At 57.2% G+C, this 24,585-nt stretch carries 27 protein-coding genes and 1 pseudogene; 23 read left to right on the top strand and 5 right to left on the bottom strand.

What is annotated here, in order from left to right:
- The first annotated feature begins 247 nt into the window (after positions 1-247).
- Together ACRESJ_RS02970 and ACRESJ_RS02965 are read left to right on the top strand one after the other, a co-directional pair.
- Positions 248-850, top strand: coding sequence for a Yip1 family protein (locus tag ACRESJ_RS02970; protein ID WP_004371402.1), 603 nt, complete (start codon positions 248-250; stop codon positions 848-850).
- Positions 851-978: 128 nt separating this feature from the next.
- Positions 979-1,473 carry a SprT family zinc-dependent metalloprotease gene (locus ACRESJ_RS02965; protein WP_004371405.1) on the top strand — a complete coding sequence of 165 codons (495 nt, stop codon included), beginning with the start codon at positions 979-981 and terminating at the stop codon, positions 1,471-1,473.
- 128 nt (positions 1,474-1,601) lie between these two features.
- On the opposite strand, the gene ACRESJ_RS02960 is transcribed toward ACRESJ_RS02965, so the two are convergent.
- From ACRESJ_RS02960 to ACRESJ_RS02950, 3 genes are read right to left on the bottom strand one after another with little or no spacing between them, the layout of a single operon-like run.
- Positions 1,602-2,183, bottom strand: coding sequence for a cob(I)yrinic acid a,c-diamide adenosyltransferase (locus ACRESJ_RS02960; RefSeq protein ID WP_431756562.1), 582 nt, complete (start codon positions 2,181-2,183; stop codon positions 1,602-1,604).
- A 2-nt stretch (positions 2,184-2,185) separates the two neighbouring features.
- On the bottom strand, positions 2,186-4,222 hold the full coding sequence (locus ACRESJ_RS02955) for a sensor histidine kinase (protein WP_431756561.1): 2,037 nt from the start codon (positions 4,220-4,222) through the stop codon (positions 2,186-2,188).
- Between the two features lie 45 nt (positions 4,223-4,267).
- The gene (locus ACRESJ_RS02950) at positions 4,268-5,185 is read right to left on the bottom strand and encodes a putative 2-dehydropantoate 2-reductase (RefSeq protein ID WP_431756560.1); all 918 of its coding nucleotides are present in this window, start codon (positions 5,183-5,185) and stop codon (positions 4,268-4,270) included.
- 142 nt (positions 5,186-5,327) lie between these two features.
- Here ACRESJ_RS02950 and ACRESJ_RS02945 point away from each other — a divergent pair, with 142 nt between their 5' ends.
- The gene (locus ACRESJ_RS02945) at positions 5,328-5,813 is read left to right on the top strand and encodes a YajQ family cyclic di-GMP-binding protein (RefSeq protein ID WP_077045697.1); all 486 of its coding nucleotides are present in this window, start codon (positions 5,328-5,330) and stop codon (positions 5,811-5,813) included.
- A gap of 134 nt (positions 5,814-5,947) precedes the next feature.
- On the top strand, positions 5,948-6,790 hold the full coding sequence (locus ACRESJ_RS02940; RefSeq protein WP_431756559.1) for a mechanosensitive ion channel family protein: 843 nt from the start codon (positions 5,948-5,950) through the stop codon (positions 6,788-6,790).
- Positions 6,791-7,017: 227 nt separating this feature from the next.
- Here the strand turns inward: ACRESJ_RS02940 and ACRESJ_RS02935 are convergent, their stop codons facing one another.
- A complete protein-coding gene (locus ACRESJ_RS02935; RefSeq protein ID WP_431756558.1) occupies positions 7,018-8,358 on the bottom strand; it encodes an OprD family porin in 1,341 nt (446 codons plus the stop codon).
- Positions 8,359-9,270: 912 nt separating this feature from the next.
- Here ACRESJ_RS02935 and ACRESJ_RS02930 point away from each other — a divergent pair.
- Positions 9,271-9,696, top strand: coding sequence for an HIT domain-containing protein (locus ACRESJ_RS02930; protein WP_431756564.1), 426 nt, complete (start codon positions 9,271-9,273; stop codon positions 9,694-9,696).
- A gap of 3 nt (positions 9,697-9,699) precedes the next feature.
- Positions 9,700-9,906, top strand: a complete 207-nt coding sequence (locus ACRESJ_RS02925) for a SlyX family protein (protein WP_431756557.1) — start codon at positions 9,700-9,702, stop codon at positions 9,904-9,906.
- A 60-nt stretch (positions 9,907-9,966) separates the two neighbouring features.
- Here ACRESJ_RS02925 and ACRESJ_RS02920 read toward each other — a convergent pair whose 3' ends face one another.
- Positions 9,967-10,569: a cold shock domain-containing protein membrane protein gene (locus tag ACRESJ_RS02920; protein ID WP_431756556.1), complete on the bottom strand. Its 603-nt coding sequence runs from the start codon at positions 10,567-10,569 to the stop codon at positions 9,967-9,969.
- A 253-nt stretch (positions 10,570-10,822) separates the two neighbouring features.
- Here ACRESJ_RS02920 and ACRESJ_RS02915 point away from each other — a divergent pair.
- The 17 genes and pseudogenes from ACRESJ_RS02915 (at position 10,823) to queC (ending at position 24,458) form a co-directional block, all read left to right on the top strand.
- Positions 10,823-11,249, top strand: a pseudogene (locus ACRESJ_RS02915) (Dps family protein).
- Positions 11,250-11,513: 264 nt separating this feature from the next.
- Complete coding sequence (locus tag ACRESJ_RS02910; RefSeq protein WP_431756555.1) at positions 11,514-11,852, top strand: ribbon-helix-helix domain-containing protein; 339 nt, start codon at positions 11,514-11,516, stop codon at positions 11,850-11,852.
- Positions 11,853-11,987: 135 nt separating this feature from the next.
- Entirely contained in the window at positions 11,988-12,209 is a 222-nt protein-coding gene (locus ACRESJ_RS02905; RefSeq protein ID WP_431756554.1) for an FmdB family zinc ribbon protein, read from the top strand.
- 98 nt (positions 12,210-12,307) lie between these two features.
- Positions 12,308-14,083, top strand: coding sequence for an aspartate--tRNA ligase (gene aspS, locus ACRESJ_RS02900; RefSeq protein WP_431756553.1), 1,776 nt, complete (start codon positions 12,308-12,310; stop codon positions 14,081-14,083).
- A 143-nt stretch (positions 14,084-14,226) separates the two neighbouring features.
- The gene (locus ACRESJ_RS02895) at positions 14,227-14,973 is read left to right on the top strand and encodes a YebC/PmpR family DNA-binding transcriptional regulator (RefSeq protein WP_431756552.1); all 747 of its coding nucleotides are present in this window, start codon (positions 14,227-14,229) and stop codon (positions 14,971-14,973) included.
- A 149-nt stretch (positions 14,974-15,122) separates the two neighbouring features.
- Positions 15,123-15,647, top strand: coding sequence for a crossover junction endodeoxyribonuclease RuvC (ruvC, locus tag ACRESJ_RS02890; RefSeq protein ID WP_427580739.1), 525 nt, complete (start codon positions 15,123-15,125; stop codon positions 15,645-15,647).
- Between the two features lie 114 nt (positions 15,648-15,761).
- On the top strand, positions 15,762-16,370 hold the full coding sequence (gene ruvA, locus ACRESJ_RS02885; RefSeq protein WP_075945444.1) for a Holliday junction branch migration protein RuvA: 609 nt from the start codon (positions 15,762-15,764) through the stop codon (positions 16,368-16,370).
- On the top strand, positions 16,371-17,432 hold the full coding sequence (gene ruvB / locus ACRESJ_RS02880; RefSeq protein WP_431756551.1) for a Holliday junction branch migration DNA helicase RuvB: 1,062 nt from the start codon (positions 16,371-16,373) through the stop codon (positions 17,430-17,432). It abuts the gene before it with no gap.
- A 126-nt stretch (positions 17,433-17,558) separates the two neighbouring features.
- Positions 17,559-18,026, top strand: a complete 468-nt coding sequence (ybgC, locus tag ACRESJ_RS02875; RefSeq protein WP_431756550.1) for a tol-pal system-associated acyl-CoA thioesterase — start codon at positions 17,559-17,561, stop codon at positions 18,024-18,026.
- Positions 18,016-18,711 carry a protein TolQ gene (tolQ, locus tag ACRESJ_RS02870; RefSeq protein WP_431756549.1) on the top strand — a complete coding sequence of 232 codons (696 nt, stop codon included), beginning with the start codon at positions 18,016-18,018 and terminating at the stop codon, positions 18,709-18,711. The genes ybgC and tolQ overlap by 11 nt, the downstream gene beginning before the upstream one ends.
- A gap of 23 nt (positions 18,712-18,734) precedes the next feature.
- The gene (gene tolR, locus ACRESJ_RS02865) at positions 18,735-19,187 is read left to right on the top strand and encodes a protein TolR (protein ID WP_224537998.1); all 453 of its coding nucleotides are present in this window, start codon (positions 18,735-18,737) and stop codon (positions 19,185-19,187) included.
- Positions 19,187-20,266 carry a cell envelope integrity protein TolA gene (tolA, locus tag ACRESJ_RS02860; protein WP_431756548.1) on the top strand — a complete coding sequence of 360 codons (1,080 nt, stop codon included), beginning with the start codon at positions 19,187-19,189 and terminating at the stop codon, positions 20,264-20,266. The genes tolR and tolA overlap by 1 nt, the downstream gene beginning before the upstream one ends.
- A 17-nt stretch (positions 20,267-20,283) precedes the next feature.
- Complete coding sequence (tolB, locus tag ACRESJ_RS02855) at positions 20,284-21,564, top strand: Tol-Pal system beta propeller repeat protein TolB (protein ID WP_431756563.1); 1,281 nt, start codon at positions 20,284-20,286, stop codon at positions 21,562-21,564.
- A 52-nt stretch (positions 21,565-21,616) separates the two neighbouring features.
- On the top strand, positions 21,617-22,114 hold the full coding sequence (gene pal / locus ACRESJ_RS02850; RefSeq protein ID WP_003178634.1) for a peptidoglycan-associated lipoprotein Pal: 498 nt from the start codon (positions 21,617-21,619) through the stop codon (positions 22,112-22,114).
- A 6-nt stretch (positions 22,115-22,120) separates the two neighbouring features.
- On the top strand, positions 22,121-22,948 hold the full coding sequence (gene ybgF / locus ACRESJ_RS02845) for a tol-pal system protein YbgF (protein WP_431756547.1): 828 nt from the start codon (positions 22,121-22,123) through the stop codon (positions 22,946-22,948).
- 165 nt (positions 22,949-23,113) lie between these two features.
- Positions 23,114-23,761, top strand: coding sequence for a 7-carboxy-7-deazaguanine synthase QueE (queE, locus tag ACRESJ_RS02840; protein WP_007995628.1), 648 nt, complete (start codon positions 23,114-23,116; stop codon positions 23,759-23,761).
- A 1-nt stretch (position 23,762) separates the two neighbouring features.
- On the top strand, positions 23,763-24,458 hold the full coding sequence (gene queC, locus ACRESJ_RS02835; protein WP_431756546.1) for a 7-cyano-7-deazaguanine synthase QueC: 696 nt from the start codon (positions 23,763-23,765) through the stop codon (positions 24,456-24,458).
- Positions 24,459-24,585: the final 127 nt, after the last annotated feature.

Below are 24,585 nucleotides of genomic sequence, written 5' to 3'. Positions count from 1 at the left end.
GTATTTAGCTGACCCACCGCATTCGCGAGCAAGCCCGCTCCCACAGTTGACCGCATTCCAATCAACAGACCCCGCCGCGATTAAGCCCAATGTTTACAGCGCAATTTGCTCTAAAGCCCCACACTTTTTCCGGTCATCACTTCCTATACTGCGACATAAGGTCGCACATATATCCAGACCTTTCAGGCCAATTGGCCCGTGGGCGCTCCGCTGGGGGGCGATGGTAATAACGACAGGAGTGACTGGCATGATCCATCACGTCGTGGGACTTTTCACCCACCCCGATCAGGAATGGCGGGAAATTCGTGGCGATAAAGAAGAAAGCATCGGCCACATGTACCTCACCCACACGCTGATTCTCGCGGCCATCCCCGCTGTCTCAGCCTTTATCGGTACCACTCAGGTGGGTTGGGTCATCGGCAGCCGCGCCCCGGTGATGCTGACGGTGGAAAGCGCGTTGTGGATGACCCTCATGTCCTACGCGGCGATGCTCGGCGGCGTGGCGGTGATGGGCGCGTTCATTCACTGGATGGCCCGCACCTATGACGCCAACCCCAGCATGGCGCGCTGCGTGGCGTTTGCCACCTACACCGCGACACCGCTGTTTATCGGCGGGCTGGCGGCGCTGTACCCGCATATGTGGCTGGGCATGGTGGTGGGCACGGCGGCCATTTGCTACACGGTGTATCTGCTGTACGTGGGGCTGCCGACCTTCATGAACATCCACCCGGACGAGGGCTTCCTGTTTTCCAGCTCGGTACTGGCGGTAGGCCTGGTGGTGCTGGTGGCGATCATGGCCTTTACCGTGATCGTCTGGGGGCTGGGCGTAGGCCCGATCTACACCAACTGACGCGGTTTACCCGCAGGAAAAGCCACCGCAAGGTGGCTTTGTGCGTTATGCATGACCATTCGGCGCCTGACAGATTCGGATACACCCTTGTTTGCGGCATACTGGACATCTCTGGAGATATGTACAGCATGCCCGAGCAACTCAATACCCGCGTCGAAGATTGTTTCCTGCAAGCCGAATCCTTTTTCAAACGAAGCTTCAAACGCCCCCAGGTCAGCCTCAAGCTGCGGGGCCAGAAGGCCGGTGTCGCGCATTTGCACGAGAACCTGCTGCGCTTCAACCCGCAGCTGTACCGTGAAAACAGCCAACACTTCCTTAAACAGACAGTCGCCCATGAAGTGGCCCACCTGATTGCCCACCAATTGTTCGGCGAGCGCATCCAGCCCCATGGCGAGGAATGGCAGTTGATCATGCGTGGGGTTTACGAACTGCCGCCGGACCGCTGCCACACCTATGAAATCCAGCGGCGGCGCGTCACGCGGTATATCTACCGCTGTCCGTGTGCCGACAGTGACTTCCCGTTTTCGCCCCAGCGTCACGGGTTGGTGGGCCAGGGGCGGCGGTATTTGTGCCGCAGGTGCCGGCAGACTTTGGTGTTTACCGGGGAAACCCGCGTCGAGTGAGGTTTGTGGTGCTTGTATGGCCCTCTTCGCGAGCAAGCCCGCTCCCACATTTGATCGCATTTCTTCTGAAGGAACTCGATCAACTGTGGGAGCGGGCTTGCTCGCGAAGGCGTCCTGACAGACGCTAACTAAACCCCAGGCTTAACCGCCGCCTGCCAAAGAATCTCCGCAACCCCCTGGCGCTTGGCAATCACCCGCGCCACCACAAACAACAAGTCCGACAATCGATTGATGTACGCCAGGCCAACCCCGGCCAACGGCTCAATCGCATTCAACTGCTGACAGCGCCGCTCGGCACTGCGTGCCAGGCTACGGCAAACATGAGCCTGAGCAATCAACTGCGAACCACCCGGCAGAATGAAATTCTCAAGCGGCCCCAGTTCCTCATTCCATACATCGATCGCCGCTTCCAGGCGTTCGATTTCTGCGGTGTTCAAGGCCTGATATTCCGGCATCGCCAGTTCGCCACCCAGATCGAACAATCGATGCTGGCAGGGCGCCAAAACCTCGATGACTTCCTGTAAGCCGGGAAAGGCAGCCGTTTGCTCTGCCAACCCAGCCAGTAATACGCCGACCTGACTGTTCAGCGTATCGACCTCGCCAATGGCTTCGATGCGCGGGTGATCCTTGGGCACGCGCCGGCCATCGCCCAGGCCTGTTTCGCCTTTGTCCCCGGTGCGGGTGTAAATCTTCGACAAGCGAAAGCCCATGGTTACCTCGATAGCTGGTTGAATTCTTGAGGGACGACTGGGGTGCCCGCCAAGGGCAGGCGCAAGGTGAAACAAGTGCCTTGACCCAGGGTCGATTGCACTTCCATCTGCCCTTTGTGGTTGTTGGTGATGATGAAGTACGAGACCGACAACCCGAGGCCGGTGCCCTGGCCGATTTCCTTGGTGGTGAAAAACGGCTCGAACGTCCGCTTGCGCACGCTTTCGCTCATGCCAATGCCGTTGTCCTCCACCTGGATTTCCGCCCACGGCGGATTGAGACGAGTACGCAGGATGATGCGCCCCGGTTCACGGTCGTCCTCGCGCAAGTGAATGGCTTGCGCGGCGTTTTTCAGCAGATTGAGCAGCACTTGTTCCAGTTCGTTGGCGGTACCGGGCACGGGGCCTAGCGCAGGGTCAAACTGGCGAGTGATGGCCTGCCCCTTGAAGTCAAAGCCGATGGCCAGGTCGAAGTCGTTACCGGCGATCTCCACCGCTTGGTCGATCAACGCCGGCAGATCGCAGGGGGCCATTTGCCGGGTGCTGCGGCGACTGAAGCTGAGCATGTGGGTGACAATCTTCGCAGCCCTGGCGCCGGCCTGTTGAATGCCATCGAGTAGCTGCGGTACTTCCCGTGCTTGCAGGTAGTTGTTGACGGTCGACAGCTCAATGCCGATGTGTTCGGCCTGTTCGAGGTTCTTCGGCAATTCAGGTGAGAGGCGACGGCGAATGTTCTGCACGTTGTGCAGGATCGCCCCCAGCGGGTTGTTGATCTCGTGGGCCATGCCGGCAGCGAGGCCGCCGACGGAAAGCATTTTCTCCGACTGCACCATCATTTCTTCCAGGGACAAGCGCTGGGTGATGTCGTCGATCCGGATCACCACACCGCGCCCGGCGCCGCCCATCAGTGGGTAGAAGGTCAGGGCGTAATGCCGCGGTTCATCGTCTTTGAACCAGGTCACCCGCTCGATCTTGGCAACCGTATGTTGTTCGACCGTTTGCTTGAGCTGTGGCAGAAACGGCTTGAGTGGCTCGAAAGCGAGGAAGATCGGCTGGTTCAAGGCTTCGTCCAGGCGCGTACCCGACAGGGCGCTGGCTTCCTGATTCCACTGGGTCACATAGAGCTGTTCGTCCAGGGCGATCAGGGCCGAAGGCATGGAGTCGATGATGCTGTTGAGGTAGTTCTGGAACCCCGTGAGTTTCTTTTCGATCTTGCTGCGCACCTGGACTTCGAGTTCCAGTTTGCGATTGGTGTGCCGGGTTTCCTCCGCCAGCCCCTGAGCCTGGTCATAAGCCGCCTGGGAATCGTCCCGCGCACGCTTGAGCTGCTGCTCCCGCGCCTCAATGCGCGAGAGCATCGTATTGAACGCTTCGGCGAGACTGCCGATTTCGTCGTGGTTGCCTCGGGAGGCACGCAGGGCGTAGTTCTCTTCCCGGGTCACTTGGCGCGACAGTTCTTCGAGTTGATGGATCGGCCGCGTAATCAGGCGTTTGATCTGCCGGGCGATGACCAACCACAGCAGTACACTGAAAATCAGGATCCCGAGGCTGGCGGTCAGGGTCCCGGTATAGAACGCCACCGGCAGTTCGCTACTGGCCACCAGCAGCAGATGGCCCGGCGCGGTGCCGGGGCGGGGCAGGGTAATGACTTGATTGCTGCGAAACTCGGTGGCTTGCCAGGATTCGATGTGCCGGTAACGCTCGGGCAAGCTCAAATGATCGCCATGCTGCAACTGCGCCAAGCGTTCGCCCTTGCCGTCATACAGCGCAGCAGCACGCAACGGCGAATAGCTGTTGAGTTCGTCAAGCAGGCGTTGAGCGCTTTGCGGTGAGGCCAGGGCATCGGAAATCAGGCTCGGGTTGGACACCAGCCGGCCAATGGTCTGCAAGGCTTGGGGGGCCATGCTTTCCTGGGAGATGTAATACGCGGCGCTGATAAAGGTCAGGTTGGCGACCAGCAAAACAGTGGTCAACAGCACCAACAGGGCGGCCAGCAGTTTCTGGCCGACAGGTAGGTTTTCGAGGCGCTGGCGCAATGGCATCAGGTTTATCGCTACAAAGGAACAAGTGGCCAGCGTAGCCGCTGCTCAGTCGCTGGGCAATCCAAGGCTGTGCAGCCGGGTGACCAGACGCTGCTTCAGTTGATTGAGGTGTGGCAGGTTCAGCTTGTGCCTGTCGCAGGCTTTGCAGGCGTAACCCAGCAAGTAGCTGATTTCGGTGCGGCGGCGGTTGCTTACATCCTGGTGCATTGAGGAGTAATTGGCCGATGTCGCATGAATGACCCGTTCGACTTCCTGTTGCAGGTTCTCGGCCGCTGCCGGCTGGCCGCAGCGCTCGAGCAATTCGCTCAGTTCACCGCAGAGTGTGGCGACCTCGCAATGATGATCCTGCAAGCCGCCATTGCGGCAATCGTGCAGCACCGTCAATGGATTGATTGCGCAGTTGAGCGCCAGTTTGCGCCACAGCCGGGTCAGGATTTCGATGCTCCATTCGTGGGGAATACCGGCGGCATCGAGGTCATCCAGCCAGATCGGGGCGATGGGGTGACTGGCATCTCCCAGCCACGTGAAGCCATGGCCGGCGAACACGACACGCCAGTCGCCATCGCGGAAGGCGCCTTCAGTGCTTGAAGCATAAATGCAGCGTGCCTGCGGTACTTGCGCGGCCACGGCGTCCTGACTGCCCAGGCCGTTTTGCAACAAAATCAGCTCGGCACCGGGGGCTAGGCGTGGCGCCAGCTGTGCCACTGCGTTTTCGGCGTCGTAGGCTTTGCAGGCGACCAGCAGGCGATGGATGGGCTCGGCACTGTCCGGGAGTTCGGCAGGTACGCGGTATTGTCGGGCTTCGCCATGTTCGACCAGCGTCAAGCCGCCTGCCGCCTCATAGGCCTGCAATCGCGTGTCATCGCGCAGGATCAACCGCACCGGTACCTCGGCACGAGCCAGACGGGTGGCCCATAACGTGCCGAGACTGCCGGCGCCCAGTACATGCCAGGTGGTGGACATCAGCTTTTTGCTCTGTTTAACGCGCGCATGGACGGCTCGCAGTGAATGATGGGAAAGACCCGTTATAATCAGCGCGGATTTTTACCGCAAGCCAGGTGTGCTCCCTCTTGATCGAGCGCGCCCTATTTATTGGAGAGATTACATGCCGTCGTTCGACGTGGTATCCGAACTGGACAAACACGAAGTCACCAACGCGGTCGAGAACGCCGTCAAGGAACTTGATCGTCGCTATGACCTGAAAGGCAAAGGCAGCTTCGAGTTCAAGGAAAAGGACCTGACCGTCAACCTGACCGCTGAAGCCGATTTCCAGCTCGAAGCGATGATTGAGATCCTCAAGCTGGCCCTGGTCAAGCGCAAGATCGATGTGCAGTGCCTTGAAGTCAAGGATGCGTTTGCGTCCGGCAAGCTGATGAAACAGGAAGCCGTCCTCAAGGAAGGCATCGACAAGGAGTTGGCGAAGAAGATCGTTGCTCACATCAAGGACGCCAAACTCAAGGTTCAGGCCGCCATTCAAGGTGAGCAGGTGCGTGTAACCGGCAAGAAGCGCGACGATCTGCAAGAAGCCATCGCAGCCCTGCGGGCCAAGGAATTCGGCATGCCGCTGCAGTTCAACAACTTCCGCGACTGATCCCGGCACGGGAACCTCTCGGCGTTTTCGGCGTCCGAGGCCCAAGCAACGGCAGAAACGATTGCCCCGGACAGGGTCGGTCTTTCTGCCGCTATTTTTCGCGTGCCGGATAGCCGCAAATCAGGAGAACGTAGATGGACTTGAATGCTGAAGTAGATAACCTGGTCAAGGTGTCCCAAGCCTGGATTCCGATGATCATGGAATACGGCAGCCGCGTGCTGCTGGCGGTGATCACCCTGGCCATCGGTTGGTGGTTGATCAACAAGGTCACGCATAAACTCGGCGGTCTGATCGCGTTGCGCAATGCAGACCAGGCGTTGCAGGGCTTTATCAGCAGCCTGGCGAACATCATTCTGAAGATTTTGCTGATCGTCAGCGTAGCGTCGATGATCGGCGTGGAAACCACATCGTTCGTGGCGGCCATCGGTGCGGCGGGTCTGGCGATCGGTCTGGCCTTGCAGGGTAGCCTGGCGAACTTTGCCGGTGGCGTGCTGATTCTGCTGTTTCGCCCATTCCGTATTGGTGACTGGATCGAAGCCCAGGGTGTGGCGGGTACGGTCGACAGCATCCAAATTTTCCACACTGTGCTTCGCACTGGTGATAACAAGACCATCATCGTGCCAAACGGTAACCTGTCCAATGGCATCATCACCAATACCAACCGTCAACCAACCCGCAAAGTGGTGTTTGATGTAGGTGTTGATTACGAAGCGGATCTGCAAAAGGCGCGTCAGGTAATGCTGGAGTTGGCCAAGGATCCGCGAGTTTTGACTGATCCGGCGCCTCAGGCCGTTATCTCGACACTGGGCGATAGTTCGATCACGGTTTCACTGCGTGTTTGGGTGAAAACAGCTGATTACTGGGATGTGATGTTCATGTTTAACGAGCAATCCCGGGACCGCTTGAAAAAAGCCGGTATCGATATTCCATTTCCACAGCGGGTCGTTCGTGTGGTTCAGGAAGCGGCAACGCAGTAACAGTAGTTCACTGGCTAGTGTTGAAAATGGCTAGTGGCAATGAGCCCAAGAGATGAAAAGTCACTTGGGCTTTTTTGTGCGCGTTATTCAGTTCATTGAAAAAAGTACTAACGTTATGACACGAAGTTGCTTGCTCGCGAAGTGGGTATCTGGCAGGCATAAAAAAACCGCCCACCTGAAGAAGGTGGGCGGTTTTATTTTTACAGTACTTCGGCCTTACACCCTGATTACAGAATGTTCAGCGGGTACTCGATGATCAGACGGGTGTCGTAGTTGTCACGCGCATAGCTCTGGTATGCACCGTTTGCACGGTAATTGGCGAAACGCGCACGGAAGGACAGGTCTTTGGCTGGACCTTCCTGGACTACGTACTTGGACTCGAGGTTCCACTCGTTTTCCTTACCTTCACCAGCGTTGGCAACGGTAATGTTGTTACCAGCTACGTAGCGGGTCATGAAGCTCAGACCTGGGACGCCGTAGGTAGCCATGTTGATGTCGTAGCGAGCCTGCCAGGACTTCTCATCGCGACCCACGAAGTCGGAGATTTGGATGGAGTTGGATACGAAGATGGTGCTGTTGCCGTCAACGCCATAGTAGTAAGCGTTGTCGCCGCTGGACTGCTGGTAAGCAAGGGTGAACTTGTGAGCGCCGAGGCTGTAAGCAGCTGCCAGGGACCACAGGTTGTTGTCTACGCCAGCGACGCCGTCGTTGAGGGCTACAAATTCATCACCACGCTTCTCGCCTTTGGTTTTATAACCGTTCAGGTCGAAGTTCAGCGACTGCTCGTCGTTGATTGGCAGGGTGTAGTTCAGGTTGACGTAGTACTTCTTGAAGTAATCATCTGCGTCCGATGCAGCCAGGGCACCGCTGAAGTTATCGGTGAAGGCGTAGCTGGCACCGAAGATGTTGATGGCGCTGCTGATACCTTTGCCGTGATTGCCGTCTTCATCCGAGATGCCGCCGACAGTGTCATGACCCATGCCGGTCTGAGCGCTCAATGCGGTGAATCGACCGGCGCTCAGTTCCAGGCCTTTGATTTCCTTGCTGGTCAGCAGGGTGCCTTCAGCGACTTCTGGCAGCATACGGCTGTCATCGGTAGCAAATACAGGGCTGGCAACAAATTGACGACCGTATTTCAGGACGGTGTCGGAGAGACGCAGTTTAACTGCGCCGCCGGCTTTGCCTTGGGATTTTTCTGGATTGCCATCGCTGTCGGAGGCGAACAGACCGTTACCGGCACGACCCGAGCCGCCGTCGAGTTTGGCAGAGCCCATGAGCATGGCGTCGAGGCCAAAACCAACAACACCTTGAGTGAAGCCCGACTCATAGGTCAACAGTTGGCTGATACCGGTGTCCTGGCGATAGCCACTTTCGTTAACGCCATCATCATCAGGGTCGTTGCCAGCACCGTTTTTAAAGTCGCGGTTCATGTACTCGATACGAGTTTTCAGTTTCAGGCTCTGGTCGCCGAAGAAACCCTTGGATTCCTCTTGCGAGGACGCCATTGCAAACTGCGAGGTACCAGCTGCAACAGCCAGTGCGATCATGCTCCACTTCATCACGCGCATCGTGATTTGCTCCTTTGGTTTTTAGAAGAGTTCTGCCGTCCCACCTGTTTTATTATCTGGGCGGCTCTTTCTTTTTGTGTCGGCGCAAACTTATATCACGCCGACAATGTTGGCGATACTTGCGCACCTAAGCTTTCAGCTTCTTTACGACCCTGTCGCTAACAGCTTGCTAGATGTCGCAAATTTACAGCCTCGATGCAACCGGACTGACAACTTTAATGCTGTTTTTCTGAGCCGGTGCTTCAGTAAAAAGAGTCCATGGTGAAACGTTTGAATCTCCATCGGGCTACCTTGCCACTGTTTTTTTAGTCTTAAGGTTACCGCTTCCAGCGGCGCCTTATAGACGATGTGGGTGTGAATGCAACAAGCGTGCACAAATCAGGTTTTCATCGATATTTTTTTCTGAAGTGCTGCCTTCTGCCATAAAAACCTCATAAATCCGGGGCTCTCATCGTACTGGAGTTGGGGCTTGACGCCATCCATCGCATCGTGTTGACCATCGTGTTACCGCCCCATGACAACCAGAAATGTTACCGGTTCACCCCGCCGTTGAGTAATTGGCGGATACGCGAAGTGATCAGCGTAGACGCACTGTGCGTTTTTGGTGCAAAAATTTTTACACGCTGTACTGAATCCATACAGTGGGCATCTCTTCAAGCATGAACAGATCGTTGTCTTTCGGTCATTTCAACGCAGTTTTTGATGTCGGGAGTCCGGTCGTGGTGCGTTTTGATGGGAAGTGTCTTAAGTCGGGGCACGGTAGCGGCCATTTTTGAAACTTCATCCGTGGGTATCGTGGTTCGTCGTGAAGCTGGCGACGTTCGCAGGTATGCTGCCGTCCAGTCGCTTGGTGCGCGATCTCTCGGGATGGGCGCTAAGCTGAAAATTGATGACATGGCGGGAGTGCGCGCAGTGTTTGCTTTAGATCCACGACTTCAACAAGACACGCTACCGATTGGTGATTTCCCGCTTTGCCGGCTGCTGTTGTCCAACGATTCGAACTATCCCTGGTTCATTCTGGTACCTCGTCGCGACGATATCAGCGAGATATTTCAGTTGGATGTCGCCGATCAGCAGCAGCTGTGGCAGGAGACGACCGCGCTATCGGAGTTGCTCAAGGATTCGTTCGACGCGGACAAATTGAACGTCGCGGCCCTGGGGAACGTGGTCAGCCAGTTGCACATGCATGTGATCGTGCGCAAACGAGAGGACGCCGCCTGGCCGGCTCCGGTCTGGGGCAAGCACCCGGCCAAGCCATACAGTGCAGAACAGGTCGCGGCAATTCGTGAGCGGCTGCGTCTGGTGTTGGCTGACGATTTCACGTTTGTGGAGGGCTAAGACATGAGCCTGGAAGATCGCGTTACCGATCTGGAGAGTCAGCTGGCGTTTCAGGATGACACCATTCAGGCGTTGAACGATGTGCTGGCGGCTCAGCAGAAGGCGGTTGAGCGCCTTCAGTTGCAAATGGCAGCGCTGCTCAAGCGTCAGGAAGAAATGGCCGGCCAGTTCGAGGCTTTCGAGGAAGAGGCTCCTCCACCCCATTATTGAAATGCAGGCTCAAAAAAACCGCGAGCAGCCGGGCCGTTCGCGGTTTTTTTTCGCCTTGAATTAGCGTCGAGGCAGTGCAGCGATCACATCTTCAGCTTGCAGGCCCTTGTCACGATTCATGACAGAGAACTCCACGCGCTGGCCTTCGACCAGGACGCGGTGGCCTTCTCCGCGAATAGCCCGGAAATGCACGAAAATATCATCGCCGGAGTCGCGGGAAATAAAGCCGAAGCCTTTAGAGGTGTTGAACCACTTTACGGTGCCGGTATCGCGGTTGCTCATGTCGTAGCTTGGCGAAGCGGCAGCGGGTGACGATTTGTAGAAGCTGATGGCCAGGTGCAGAAAAACAGCGACCAGAGCGGCTACCAGGCTGAACAGGACGGCAGGTTGACCGGCGATGACTGGCATCGGTGCGATCAGCGTCAGGGTTTGCAGAACGACAGCCAGAACCAGGAGGGCGCTGACCAGGTTTTGCAATTGATGACGCGCACCCTTGTTCCAGTAAGGGATGACAGGTGCGAGGGTGAGGTTGAGCAGGCCGAAAAGGGCCAGGTACAAGGCATCGGATTGTTGCAGGTAAGGTACGGCTTCGGATCGCAGGCTAGGGATGAAGGACAGCAGCAATGCCGCTGCACCTATCAGCAGGTGGACGATTTTCAACATTTTGATTGACTCACTTTAAGACAGCTCACAAGGAAGAGCTGATGGAACACGGTTCGCTTCAAAACAATAGGAGGCGTTGGACACGTGCCCGATATCAGCCTATGCGCAGTACCCGGAAAAATAGGCACTAACGACACACTGTCTATTTAACAGCAAAGCCGCAGGCTACTCAAATCAGGGCGTCCAGCGGTTTGTTGGGGGGCATTTATGGCAGGTCGGTGGGCGATCCTGGGCTGCGAGGGATCGCAAGTCCATCGTCTAGGGGCTCTCGCGTCTGCTGTCGGACACTTACGTACTTTATTTGAAAACCCATAACTTCCATTGGAACGTTACCGGGCCGATGTTCCGGACCCTGTACTTGATGTTCGAGGAGCAATATAACGAGTTGGCCCTGGCTGTCGATTCGATTGCCGAGCGGATTCGCGCGCTCGGATTCCCGGCGCCCGGTGCTTATTCCGTATATGCGCGACTGTCCTCCATTAAAGAAGAGCAGGGCGCCGGCTGCTGAAGATATGATCAAGCAACTGGTCGAAGGTCAGTAAACCGTAACGCGAACGGCTCGCGCCATCTTTGCGCTGCTCGAAAAGGTCAGCGACGAACCCACGGCCGATCTGCTGACCCAGCGTATGCAGGTTCACGAGAAAACCGCGTGGATGTTGCGGGCTCTGCTGGATCAGTAACACCCGGACGCGCGAATGTCGCTCTGTGAGTGCTATTCGCGCGTTTACCTTTCTCTCAAAAAATACCTGTCTGTTGAGTGAACGTTCACTAGTCGGCGTAGGAAAAGCTCCGGAGTAGGACGCTGTCCGTGATCTGCCTAGCGTTGTTGGCTTCTCCTACGCGGATGGTCAACAAGTCGTCTGGATATAGCGTTGCCCTCGCGGTTTTATAAGAAGGCAAATTGCGCTTATGGAAACCTGGAACGGCAAAGGAGTGTCAACGTTATGGTTTATGACGACAGGCGAAACGAAGGGAAGATGGGTCCGTTAAAAGACATCAGGGTTGATCCGTTTGTCAGTGAATTTGATATGGGACTGGCCCTGCCATTGTCCCGATCTGTCCGTTTGAATGGCTTCGCCACCTGTTTGCGCCTGGAACAGGTGTACTGGGATATCTTGGGCGAGATGGCCAAGGTTAACTGCTGTTCGGTCAGTGCGCTGTTGTCCTACGTGGATCGCGAAGTGCATTTGCGCCATGGCGGGGTGAGGAATTTCAGTGCGCTGGTGCGGGTTGTCTGCGTTGTGCACAGTCTCAAGGAAGAGCGTGGTGTGGTCCTGGCTTAGCTGTGGATGTAAAAAAGACAGCGTGTCGATCTGTGCAGTCTTACGGCTGCACAGGCTGCATTTAATGGATATAATCCCGCCCTTTGCCGCAAAACCCGGTGGGCGCGGTAGCAATCTGATTGCCGAGACAACCCCATGCCGATGTACGATTACCAATGTGCTTCCTGTGGTCATCAGTTGGAAGCTATTCAAAGGATCAGCGATGCACCGCTGGTCGACTGCCCTGCCTGTCAGGCGCCAGAGCTTAAGAAAATGCTGTCCATGCCGGGTTTTCGCCTCAGCGGCAATGGCTGGTACGAGACCGATTTCAAAACCGGTTCCAAGAAGAACCTGGCCGGCGGCGACAAAGCTGACTAGGTTTAGAGCCTGACTTGAACAACACGCGCGAGTTCTTGCACAGGATGCACGCAAGGTCTCCAACCGAATTTCGAATTACGAGAAGTGAACCCACTACCATGATGCGCAGCCATTATTGCGGCCAACTGAACGAAAGCCTGGAAGGCCAGGAAATTACCCTTTGCGGATGGGTCCACCGTCGCCGTGACCACGGTGGGGTGATTTTCCTCGATATCCGTGATCGTGATGGTCTGGCCCAGGTGGTGTTCGATCCTGACCGCGCTGAAAGTTTTGCCGCCGCCGACCGTGTGCGCAGCGAGTTCGTCGTGAAGATCACCGGCAAGGTTCGCCTGCGTCCAGCGGGTGCTACCAACGCCAACATGGCATCGGGCATGATCGAAGTGCTGGGCTACGAACTGGAAGTGCTGAACGAAGCGGAAACCCCGCCGTTCCCGCTGAACGAGTTCTCCGACGTTGGCGAAGAAACCCGCCTGCGTTATCGCTTCCTCGATCTGCGTCGCCCGGAAATGGCTGAGAAGCTGCGTCTGCGTTCGCGCATGACCACCAGCATCCGCCGCTTCCTGGACGAGAATGGCTTCCTCGACGTCGAGACGCCGATCCTGACCCGTGCCACCCCGGAAGGCGCCCGTGACTATCTGGTGCCGAGCCGCACTCACGCCGGTAGCTTCTTCGCCTTGCCGCAATCGCCGCAGCTGTTCAAGCAACTGCTGATGGTCGCCGGCTTCGACCGTTACTATCAGATCGCCAAGTGCTTCCGTGACGAAGACCTGCGTGCAGACCGTCAGCCGGAATTCACCCAGATCGACATCGAGACCAGCTTCCTCGATGAAAAAGACATCATGGGCCTGACCGAAGCCATGATCCGCAACCTGTTCAAGGAAGTGCTGGGTCTGGAGTTCGGCGATTTCCCGCACATGACCTTCGAAGAAGCCATGCGTCGTTACGGTTCCGACAAGCCTGACCTGCGTAACCCGCTGGAGCTGGTGGACGTTGCCGACCAGCTTAAAGACGTTGAATTCAAGGTCTTCAGTGGCCCGGCCAACGATCCAAAATGCCGCGTGACCGCACTGCGCGTACCTGGCGGGGCGAGCATGCCGCGCAGCAAAATCGACGACTACACCAAGTTCGTTGGCATCTACGGTGCCAAGGGCCTGGCGTACATCAAGGTCAACGAGCGCGCCAAAGGCGTCGAAGGCCTGCAGTCGCCAATCGTCAAGAACATTCCTGAAGCAGCCCTGAACGTGATCCTCGATCGCGTCGGCGCAGTCGATGGCGACATCGTGTTCTTCGGTGCAGACAAGTTCAAGATCGTCAGCGAAGCCCTGGGCGCGCTGCGGATCAAGGTGGGTCACGACTTCAATCTGCTGACCTGTGAATGGGCACCGATGTGGGTTGTCGACTTCCCGATGTTCGAAGAGAACGATGACGGCAGCTTCACCGCGTTGCACCACCCGTTCACCGCTCCGAAGTGCACCCCGGCAGAGCTGGAGGCCAATCCGGCCACCGCGCTGTCCCGTGCCTACGACATGGTTCTGAACGGCACCGAGCTGGGCGGCGGTTCGATCCGTATCCACCGTAAAGAAATGCAGCAGACTGTGTTCCGCCTGCTGGGTATCAATGAAGCGGAACAGGAAGAGAAATTCGGCTTCCTGCTCGACGCTCTGAAATACGGCGCACCACCGCACGGTGGTCTGGCCTTCGGCCTGGACCGTCTGGTGATGTTGATGACCGGCGCCCAGTCGATCCGTGAAGTGATCGCCTTCCCGAAAACCCAGAGCGCGGCAGACGTCATGACTCAGGCTCCGGGCCAGGTGGATGCCAAGGCATTGCGCGAGCTGCACATTCGTCTGCGCGAAACGCCTAAGGCTGAGTAAGGCTGACCTGAAAGGGCGCATCTTTTGATGCGCCCTTTCTTTATGGCTCTTTCTTTATAGAGCATGCAGTTCAAGATTTTTGTTTGCCGGCCGGCGCGTCTCAGCGTGGCGGGCAAGGTTTCAAAGAGAATTCGGAGCGAGATATGGCAGGTCATTCCAAGTGGGCAAACATCAAGCACCGCAAAGAACGTCAGGATGCCAAGAAAGGCAAGATCTTCACCAAGTGGATCCGTGAACTGACTGTCGCGGCCCGTCAGGGTGGCGGTGACCCAGCTTCTAACCCGCGTCTGCGTCTGGCGTTGGACAAGGCCCTTGGCGCGAACATGAGCCGCGACATCATCGATCGGGCCGTCGCCCGAGGTGCGGGTGCGGCCGATACCGATGACATGGTCGAGCTGACCTACGAAGGTTATGGCCCGGGCGGCGTGGCGGTGATGGTCGAATGCATGACAGACAACCGCAACCGCACCGCGGCCGCTGTTCGTCACGCGTTCAGCAAGTGTGGCGGCAACCTCGGCACTGACGGCTCGGTGGCCTATCTTTTCGAGCGCAAGGGGCAGATATCCTTTGCCGCTGGCGTCGACGAAGATGCTTTGATGGAAGCGGCCATGGAAGCCGACGCCGATGACGTGGTGACCAACGAAGACGGCTCCATCGACGTGTTCACCTCGTTTGCCGGGTTCTATTCCGTGCGTAACGCGCTGGAAGCTGCGGGTTTCAAAGGAGATGACGCGGAGATTGTCATGCTGCCAACCACCAGTGCCGAACTGGATCTGGAAGGCGCCGAGAAAGTCCTCAAGCTGATCGACATGCTCGAAGACCTCGATGACGTACAGAATGTCTACTCCAACGCGGATATCCCGGAGTCGGTGGCCGCGCAGCTGGGCTAATGATCCTTTGAACAGATCGCAGACTTCGGCTCATGCTCCCTGTGGGAGCTGCCGAAGGCTGCGATCTTTTGATTTCAAGGGCTAAAAGATCACAGCCTCCGGCAGCTCCTACACTACGTTCAGGCAATGCATCAAATTCCGCAGGCGTTATGACTTTAATTCTTGGTATCGACCCCGGTTCGCGCATTACCGGTTATGGCGTGGTTCGTGATACCGGCCGTGGTTGTGAATACGTGGCTTCCGGGTGCATTCGCACGGGGGCCGGCGAGTTGCACGAGCGCCTGCAAATCGTTTATCGCGGCGTACGGGAAATCATTCAGACCTACGGTCCGGTGACCATGGGCATCGAAAAAGTGTTCATGGCCCGTAATGCCGACTCCGCCCTGAAGCTGGGGCAGGCCCGTGGCGCTGCCATCGTGGCGGGCGCGGAGGAAAGCCTGGAAATCGCCGAGTACACCGCAACCCAGGTCAAACAGGCCGTTGTCGGTACCGGTGCTGCCAATAAAGAGCAGGTACAGATGATGGTCATGCATATGCTCAAGCTGACCAGCAAACCACAAATCGATGCCTCGGATGCCTTGGCCATTGCCATTTGCCATGCTCACACCCGATCGAGCCTGTTACCCCATGGCCTGGGAACGGCACGCAGTCGTGGCGGGCGTCTGCGTCTCTGATAGCATCAGCAATCATTTTTCTGGAACGAGGGTGTCGCGCCTGTTTTGTCGGCACCACACCCTTGCTCTGTCAGTCGCTGGCTCCGGGCTGGCCAACGCTCAAGGATCTGTAACGTGATTGGACGCTTGCGCGGCACACTGGCTGAAAAACAGCCGCCGCATCTGATTCTGGATGTAAACGGTTTGGGCTACGAGCTTGAAGTGCCCATGACCACGCTTTATCGCTTGCCGTCGGTCGGTGAACCGCTGACCTTGCACACCCATTTGGTCGTGCGCGAAGACGCACAGTTACTCTATGGCTTCGTCGGTAAGCGCGAGCGAGACTTTTTTCGCGAGTTGATCCGTCTCAATGGTGTAGGGCCAAAACTGGCACTGGCCTTGATGTCGAGCCTGGAAGTCGACGAGTTGGTTCGTTGCGTACAGTCTCAGGACACTTCGGCGCTGACCAAGGTGCCTGGCGTGGGCAAGAAAACCGCAGAGCGCCTGTTGGTGGAGCTCAAGGACCGCTTCAAGGCCTGGGAAACCGTGCCGGCCATGTTTGCTTTGGTGCCTAACCAGCCCGACGGCCCTGCCCCGGTCAATACCGCTGAAAATGACGCGGTCAGCGCGCTGATTTCCTTGGGCTACAAGCCGCAGGAAGCCAGCAAGGCGATTTCCGCGATCAAGGAGAAAGACTTGAGCAGTGAAGACATGATTCGTCGTGCCCTGAAGGGAATGATCTAAGTGATTGAAGCTGATCGTCTGATCGCCGCCACGGGCAGTCCCCGTGAGCGCGAGGAAGTCCAGGATCGGGCGATTCGCCCGGTCAGCCTGGCCGAATACATTGGCCAGCCGACCGTTCGCGAGCAAATGGAGTTGTTCATCCAGGCGGCTCGTGGGCGTAACGAATCCCTGGATCACACGCTGATTTTCGGTCCTCCAGGCCTGGGTAAAACCACGCTGGCCAACATCATCGCCCAGGAAATGGGGGTCTCGATCAAAAGCACCTCGGGCCCGGTGCTCGAGCGTCCGGGTGATCTGGCGGCGCTGTTGACCAACCTTGAGCCCCACGACGTGCTGTTCATCGATGAAATCCATCGCCTGTCGCCGATTGTCGAAGAAGTGCTGTACCCGGCGATGGAAGACTTCCAGCTCGACATCATGATTGGCGAAGGCCCGGCAGCTCGTTCGATCAAGCTTGATCTGCCGCCCTTCACCCTGGTCGGTGCAACGACACGGGCGGGGATGCTGACCAACCCGTTGCGGGACCGCTTCGGGATCGTCCAGCGCCTGGAGTTCTACAGCAACGCCGATCTGTCGACGATTGTCGGTCGTTCGGCGGGTATTCTCGGCTTGCCACTGGATCCGGAAGGTGCCTTCGAAATCGCCAGGCGTGCCCGTGGCACTCCGCGGATCGCCAACCGTTTGCTGCGCCGGGTGCGGGACTTCGCCGAAGTTCGTGCCAAGGGCCATATCACCAAGCCGGTGGCCGATATGGCCTTGAACCTGCTGGATGTGGACGAGCGCGGCTTCGATCATCAGGACCGGCGTCTGCTGTTGACCATGATCGAGAAGTTCGATGGCGGACCGGTCGGCGTCGACAGCCTCGCCGCGGCCATCAGTGAAGAGCGGCACACCATTGAGGATGTGCTGGAGCCTTACCTGATCCAGCAGGGTTACATCATGCGTACGCCTCGCGGGCGGGTGGTGACGCGGCATGCCTACCTGCACTTCGGCTTAAACATTCCGTCACGATTGGGTGAGATGCCCGTGGTAGACGAGTTTCTCGATGCCGTTGACGATTAATTAACATTTGCAGGCTGAATTTTCGGGCATTGTGCTGTCCTAGGACCGTACTTTTGCGAGAAAGCTGCAGAACAATGAAAAACAGTTGCCTGCCGGATTGGCAACCTGAGGAGTAAGCACTAGAGTATGCGCGCGCAAAACGGGCTTGAGCCTTTCGCACATCGTTGTCGCGTTTATTACGAGGACACCGATGCGGGCGGCATCGTGTATTACGTCAATTACCTCAAGTTTATGGAACGGGCTCGAACCGAGCGGCTACGAGAGCTGGGCTTTGCCCAATCGCAGCTGGCAGGGGAGGACCTGTTGTTCGTCGTGCATTCCAGCGAAGCGCGTTATCACGCGCCGGCGCGACTGGACGACGAACTGCTGGTAAGCGCTGAAGTAATCGAATTGAACCGTGTCAGCCTGCGTTTCAAGCAGCAGGTCAGGCGGGCTACGGATGATGCGTTGCTCTGCGAAGGGCAGTTTTTGGTGGCCTGTGTGCGCACTAACAGTTTGAAACCCCGGGCCATTCCCGAAGCTCTGCGAGCGGCCTTTGCCGACGTGAGCGGCGCGGGTACACACTCAAAGCAGGAGATAAAGCGTGGAAGCTAACGTCGTCGACCATTCCTCCATGTGGAGCCTGGTCAGCAATGCCAGCATCGTGGTGCAACTGGTAATGCTGACCCTGGTAGCCGCATCGGTGACCTCATGGGTCATGATCTTTCAGCGCAGCAACCTGCTGCGCGCCGGTCGACGTGCCCTGGAGAGCTTTGAAGAGCGCTTCTGGTCGGGTATCGACTTGTCCAAACTCTACCGCCAGGCTGGCAGCAACCCGGACCCTGACTCGGGTGTAGAGCAGATCTTCCGCGCTGGTTTCAAGGAATTTTCCCGTCTGCGCCAGCAGTCCGGTGTTGATCCTGAAGCGGTCATGGAAGGCGTGGCCCGTGCCATGCGTGTCGCCATTTCCCGCGAAGAAGAAAAGCTTGAGCAAAGCCTGCCTTTCCTGGCCACCGTCGGTTCCGTGAGCCCGTACATCGGCCTGTTCGGTACGGTCTGGGGCATCATGAACTCCTTCCGTGGCCTGGCCACTGCCCAGCAAGCGACCCTGGCCACCGTAGCGCCAGGTATCGCTGAAGCCCTGATCGCAACCGCGATCGGCCTGTTTGCAGCCATCCCCGCCGTAATCGCCTACAACCGTTTCGCCGCTCGCAGCGAAACGCTGATCGGCCGTTACTACACCTTCGCCGATGAATTCCAGGCGATCCTGCACCGTAAAGTGCACACCAGCGAAGAATAAGCAGGTAATTTTCAATGGCTTTAATCGCTCGAGCACGAAACAAGCGCAAGCCGGTCGCCGAGATGAACGTGGTGCCCTACATCGACGTGATGTTGGTACTGCTGGTCATCTTCATGGTGACCGCGCCGATGCTCAATCAGGGCGTGAAAGTTGATCTGCCCAAGGTTTCCAGCGAAGCCTTGCCGCAGGACAACAACACTCAGGTCCTGACCATCTCGATCAAGGCTGACAAGACCTACTACTGGAACCTTGGCAGCGAAGTCGACACCGAGAAACAGCAGGACAGGGCGATGACCCTGCCGCAGATGACCGATGCGGTGACCAAGATCATTCGCGTCGGCAACGAAGGCGGCAAGCGTACCCAGGTCTTCATTCGCGGCGACAAGAGTGTCGACTACGGCTCCGTCATGGGCGCGATGGGCGGGTTGCAGAAAGCCGGCGTCGGTAATGTCGGCTTGATTACCGAGGCACCCTGATGCAGCAAATGCGAGAGCCGTCTGCCTCGGAAAGCTACTTCTGGCCTAGTGTCTGGGCGATTGGCTTGCACGTGCTGGTGTTCGGCATGCTGTTCGTTAGTTTTGCCTTTACCCCGGAGTTGCCGCCCGCCAAGCCGATTGTCCAGGCGACCCTGTACCAACTGAAATCGAAAAGTCAGGCAACCACCCAGACCAATCAGAAGATTGCGGGTGAGGCGAAGAAATCCGCCGCGCGTCAGACCGAAGTCGAGCAGTTAGAGCAGAAAAAGGTTGAGCAGGAAGCGGTGAAAGCTGCGGAACAAAAGAAAGAAGAAGCGGCTCAAAAGGCCGAGGAAGCCAAGAAGGCCGACGAGTCGAAGAAAGCGGAAGAGGCGAAAAAGGCTGATGAAGCCAAGAAAGCCGATGAAGCGAAGAAGACCGCCGAAGCCAAGAAGGCAGAAGAGAAACAATTGGCTGATATAGCCAAGAAGAAAGCTGAAGAAGAAGCCAAGAAGGCTGCTGAAGAAGAGGCCAAGAAAGCGGCCGCTGAAGAAGCGAAGAAAAAGATCGTCGAAGACGCGAAGAAGAAAGCCGCGGAAGACGCCAAGAAGAAAGCTGAAGCTGAAGAGGCGAAGAAGAAAGTCGCCGATGAAGCGAAGAAGAAAGCTGCTGCCGATGCTGCGAAGAAGAAATCGCAGGACGCGGCACGTAAATCCGCCGAAGACAAAAAGGCTCAGGCCTTGGCAGATTTGCTTTCCGACACGCCGCAGCGTCAGCAGGCCTTGGCGGATGAGCAGGGTGACGAAGTCGCCGGCAGTTTCGATGACCTGATTCGTGCGCGTGCAGCGGAAGGCTGGGCTCGTCCACCGTCGGCCCGTAAAGGCATGACGGTCGTGTTGCAAATCGGCATGTTGCCGGACGGTACCGTGACCTCGGTCAGCGTGGCCAAGTCCAGTGGCGATGGTCCGTTTGACGCCTCGGCTGTCGCAGCGGTGAAGAATATTGGACGTTTGACAGAAATGCAGGGAATGAAGCCGAGCGATTTCGCTCCGTATCGTTCATTCAAGATGACATTCACACCTGAGGATCTAGCCTTGTGAGAAACCTTCTACGAGGAATGCTGGTCGTTATCTGCTGCATGGCAGGGATGGCGATGGCAGATGAGAAAAACATTCTGGTCACCAGCGGCAGCGATCGGGCGACTCCAATCGCGGTCGTGCCGTTTGGCAATCAGGGCGGCAGTGTGCTGCCGGATGACATGGCCGAAATCATCGGTAACGACCTGCGCAACTCGGGTTACTACTCGCCAATTCCAAAGCAGAACATGATCAGCCAGCCAAGTCAGGCCAGCGAAATCATCTTCCGTGACTTCAAGGCGCTGGGCGCCCAGTACGTCATGGTGGGCAGCATTGCACCTGCAGGCGGTCGCCTGCAGGTTCAATACGCGCTGTTCAACGTCGCCACCGAGCAGCAGGTGCTGACCGGTAGCGTCTCGGGCGGTGTCGATCAACTGCGCGACATGTCCCACTACATTGCCGATCAGTCGTTCGAGAAACTCACGGGTATCAAAGGTGCATTCTCGACTCGCCTGCTGTACGTGACAGCCGAACGTTTCTCCGAGAAAAACACTCGCTACACGCTGCAGCGTTCGGACTATGACGGTGCGCGCGCGGTGACCCTGCTGCAATCGCGCGAGCCGATTCTGTCGCCGCGTTTCGCTCCCGATGGCAAACGCATCGCCTACGTTTCGTTCGAGCAAAAGCGCCCACGTGTGTTCATGCAGAACATCGACACCGGTCGCCGCGAGCAGATCACCAACTTTGAAGGCCTGAACGGCGCGCCAGCCTGGTCGCCGGATGGCAATCGTCTGGCGTTCGTACTGTCGAAAGACGGCAACCCGGACATCTACGTGATGAACCTCGGTTCGCGTCAGATCACCCGCGTCACCAACGGCCCGGGCATCAACACCGAACCGTTCTGGGGTAAGGATGGCTCGACCATCTACTTCACTTCCGACCGTGGCGGCAAACCGCAGATCTACAAAACCAGCGTGGGCGGCGGCGGTGCAGAGCGTGTGACATTTGTGGGTAACTACAACGCCAACCCTAAATTGTCGGCTGACGAAAAGACCCTGGTAATGATTCACCGCCAGGACGGTTTCACCAATTTCAAGGTGGCGGCCCAGGATTTGCAGCGAGGTAGTGTAAAAATCCTCACTGATAGCACTCTGGACGAGTCGCCCACTGTCGCGCCCAACGGCACCATGGTAATCTACGCCACCCGCCAGCAGGGCCGGGGAGTCTTGATGCTCGTGTCCATCAATGGACGCGTAAGGCTCCCGCTTCCTACCGCACAAGGCGAAGTCAGAGAACCTTCCTGGTCCCCTTACCTGAACTGACGCGGCGCTATACGTTTTACTTAACACACTGGGGTTCATTAGGAGTTTCACGATGGAAATGCTGAAGTTTGGAAAATTTGCTGCGCTGGCACTGGCCATGGCTGTAGCTGTAGGTTGCTCGTCCAAAGGCGGCGACAATGCCGGTGAAGGCGCGGTAGATCCAAACGCTGGTTACGGCGCAAACACTGGTGCAGTTGACGGCTCCCTGAGCGAAGAAGCTGCCCTGCGCGCTATCACCACTTTCTACTTCGAATACGACAGCTCGGACCTGAAGCCAGAAGCCATGCGCGCTCTGGACGTTCACGCCAAAGACCTGAAAGCAAACGGCGCTCGCGTTGTTCTGGAAGGCAACACCGACGAACGTGGTACTCGTGAGTACAACATGGCACTGGGCGAGCGTCGTGCGAAAGCCGTTCAACGCTACCTGGTACTGCAAGGTGTTTCCCCAGCTCAGCTGGAACTGGTTTCCTACGGCGAAGAGCGTCCTGTTGCTACCGGCAACGACGAGCAGTCCTGGGCTCAAAACCGTCGCGTCGAACTGCGTAAGTAATTCGTCATGCGAACGTGCCGTCGTGCTGTAACTATTCTGGCTCTCAGCCTTGCGCCGCTTGCGGCGTGGGCTGCGGTTCCTGTGGTCGATAATGACTCCGGCAATAGCGGGAGCAGTTATCCGCCTGCGGGTTACGGTACGAACGGCGCCTATGCCGGGGGAGGGGTTTCGGCCCCTGTCTCGGCACAGGGCCAGCTGTTCAACCAGCTCCAACAAATGCAGGAACAAATCGAGCGCCAACAAGGTGTAATCGAGGTTCTGCAAAATGATGTAGCGCGCATGAAGCAGGAAAACCTGGAGCGATACCAGGATCTTGATCGGCGCATAGGAACCGGCGTTGCACCAGCCGCGACTCCTGAAAATTCTTCAGGCGGTGGCGAATTGAACGCCCCCGCTGCAGCAGCTGGCGCAGGAGCGGCAGCCGCTCAAGCGCCCGCCGCGGGTAGCGAACCGGCTGATCCGGCGAAGGAAAAGCTCTACTACGATGCTGCCTTCGACCTGATCAAAGCCAAGGATTTCGACAAGGCCAGCCAGGCTTTCGCCGCTTTCCTGCGCAAATACCCAAACAGCCAATACGCGGGCAATGCCCAGTATTGGTTGGGTGAAGTGAACTTGGCCAAAGGCGATTTGCAAGGTGCAGGTCAGGCATTTGCCAAGGTTTCGCAGCTGTATCCCAAGCACGCCAAAGTGCCTGATTCGCTGTACAAGCTCGCTGACGTAGAGCGTCGACTGGGTCATACCGACCGGGTAAAAGGCATTTTGCAGCAGGTGGTGTCCCAATATCCGGGTACTTCCGCTGCTCAGCTGGCTCAACGCGATCTGCAAAAAATGTAAGCTGATTGACCCGTTTCGAAGAAACCCGCGCTTGTCGCGGGTTTTTTCGTTAGAATTCACCCCCTTTTTCTGAAACACGCTTTTTGGGATCTGCGCATTGCCGGGGTTCCTTGAAGTGCCTGACGGAGGCGGACAGCCTGTTTAGCTGTTACGCCCGTGGCGACTATGCAAGACACATTGAGAATTACCGAAGTTTTCTACTCGTTGCAGGGTGAAACTCGGACTGCCGGCCTGCCCACTGTTTTCGTGCGCCTGACCGGTTGCCCGTTGCGTTGCCAATACTGCGACAGCGCCTACGCGTTCACCGGCGGAACCATTCGTACCCTCGACGATATCCTCGAGCAGGTCGCTGGGTTTCGTCCGCGCTATGTCTGTGTCACGGGCGGCGAGCCCCTGGCACAACCCAATGCCATTCCCTTGCTCAAGCGCTTGTGCGACGCCGGTTACGAAGTGTCACTGGAAACCAGTGGCTCTATCGATATCTCGGCGGTAGATTCCCGGGTCAGTCGCGTTGTCGACCTCAAGACTCCGGGGTCGAAAGAGGCGCACCGCAATCGCTACGAAAACATTGAGCTGCTCACGCCCAACGACCAGGTGAAATTTGTCATCTGCTCGCGGGAAGACTATGACTGGTCCGTATCCAAGCTGATCCAATACGGTCTGGATCAGCGTGCGGGGGAAGTCCTGTTTTCGCCAAGCCATCATGACCTGAATGCTCGGGATCTTGCGGACTGGGTGGTGGCGGACAATCTGCCTGTGCGCTTGCAATTGCAATTGCATAAATATCTTTGGAATGACGAGCCGGGGCGCTGAAATGACAGAACAACTGAACACCGCTGAAAAACGTGCGGTCATCCTGCTGTCCGGTGGTCTGGACTCGGCAACCGTCGTGGCCATGGCTCGTGCCGAAGGCTACAACTGCTACACAATGAGCTTCAATTACGGTCAGCGATCTCACGCCGAGCTGTACGCCGCTGAGCGCGTAGCCCGTGATTTGGGAGTTATCGAGCACAAGGTGATCGGTCTTGACCTGAACGGCATGGGTGGCTCGGCGCTGACCGACAGCAGTATCGATATCCCGGAAGAGCTGGGGGAAGGTATTCCAGTCACCTACGTGCCTGCACGTAACACCGTGTTCTTGTCCCTGGCACTGGGCTGGGCTGAGGTGCTTGGTGCGCGGGATATCTTTATCGGCGTCAATGCAGTGGATTACTCCGGTTACCCGGATTGCCGTCCCGAATTCATCGAGTCTTTCGAGCGGATGGCCAATCTGGCGACCAAGGCCGGCGTTGAGGGAAATGGGTTTCGCATTCAGGCGCCGCTGCAAAATCTCAGCAAGGCGCAGATCGTACAGGCAGGGACCAAGCTGGGCGTGAACTACGGTCTGACCGTTTCCTGCTATCAGGCTGACGACAACGGTCGCGCTTGCGGCAAGTGCGATAGCTGCCGGCTACGTGCCGAAGGCTTTGCGGCGGCCGGAATCAGCGACCCAACACCTTATTTTCAATAAATTTCAAAATAGGTGTTGAATAGTCCTTAAAAATCAGTATTATACGCGCCACCACACAGCGGGTCGTTAGCTCAGTTGGTAGAGCAGTTGGCTTTTAACCAATTGGTCGTAGGTTCGAATCCCACAC

This window comes from Pseudomonas sp. (assembly GCF_050739655.1).
In the GTDB taxonomy this organism is placed as follows: domain Bacteria; phylum Pseudomonadota; class Gammaproteobacteria; order Pseudomonadales; family Pseudomonadaceae; genus Aquipseudomonas.
Note: the sequence above shows the minus strand (reverse complement) of the source record. Positions and strands in the feature narration are given on the sequence as shown.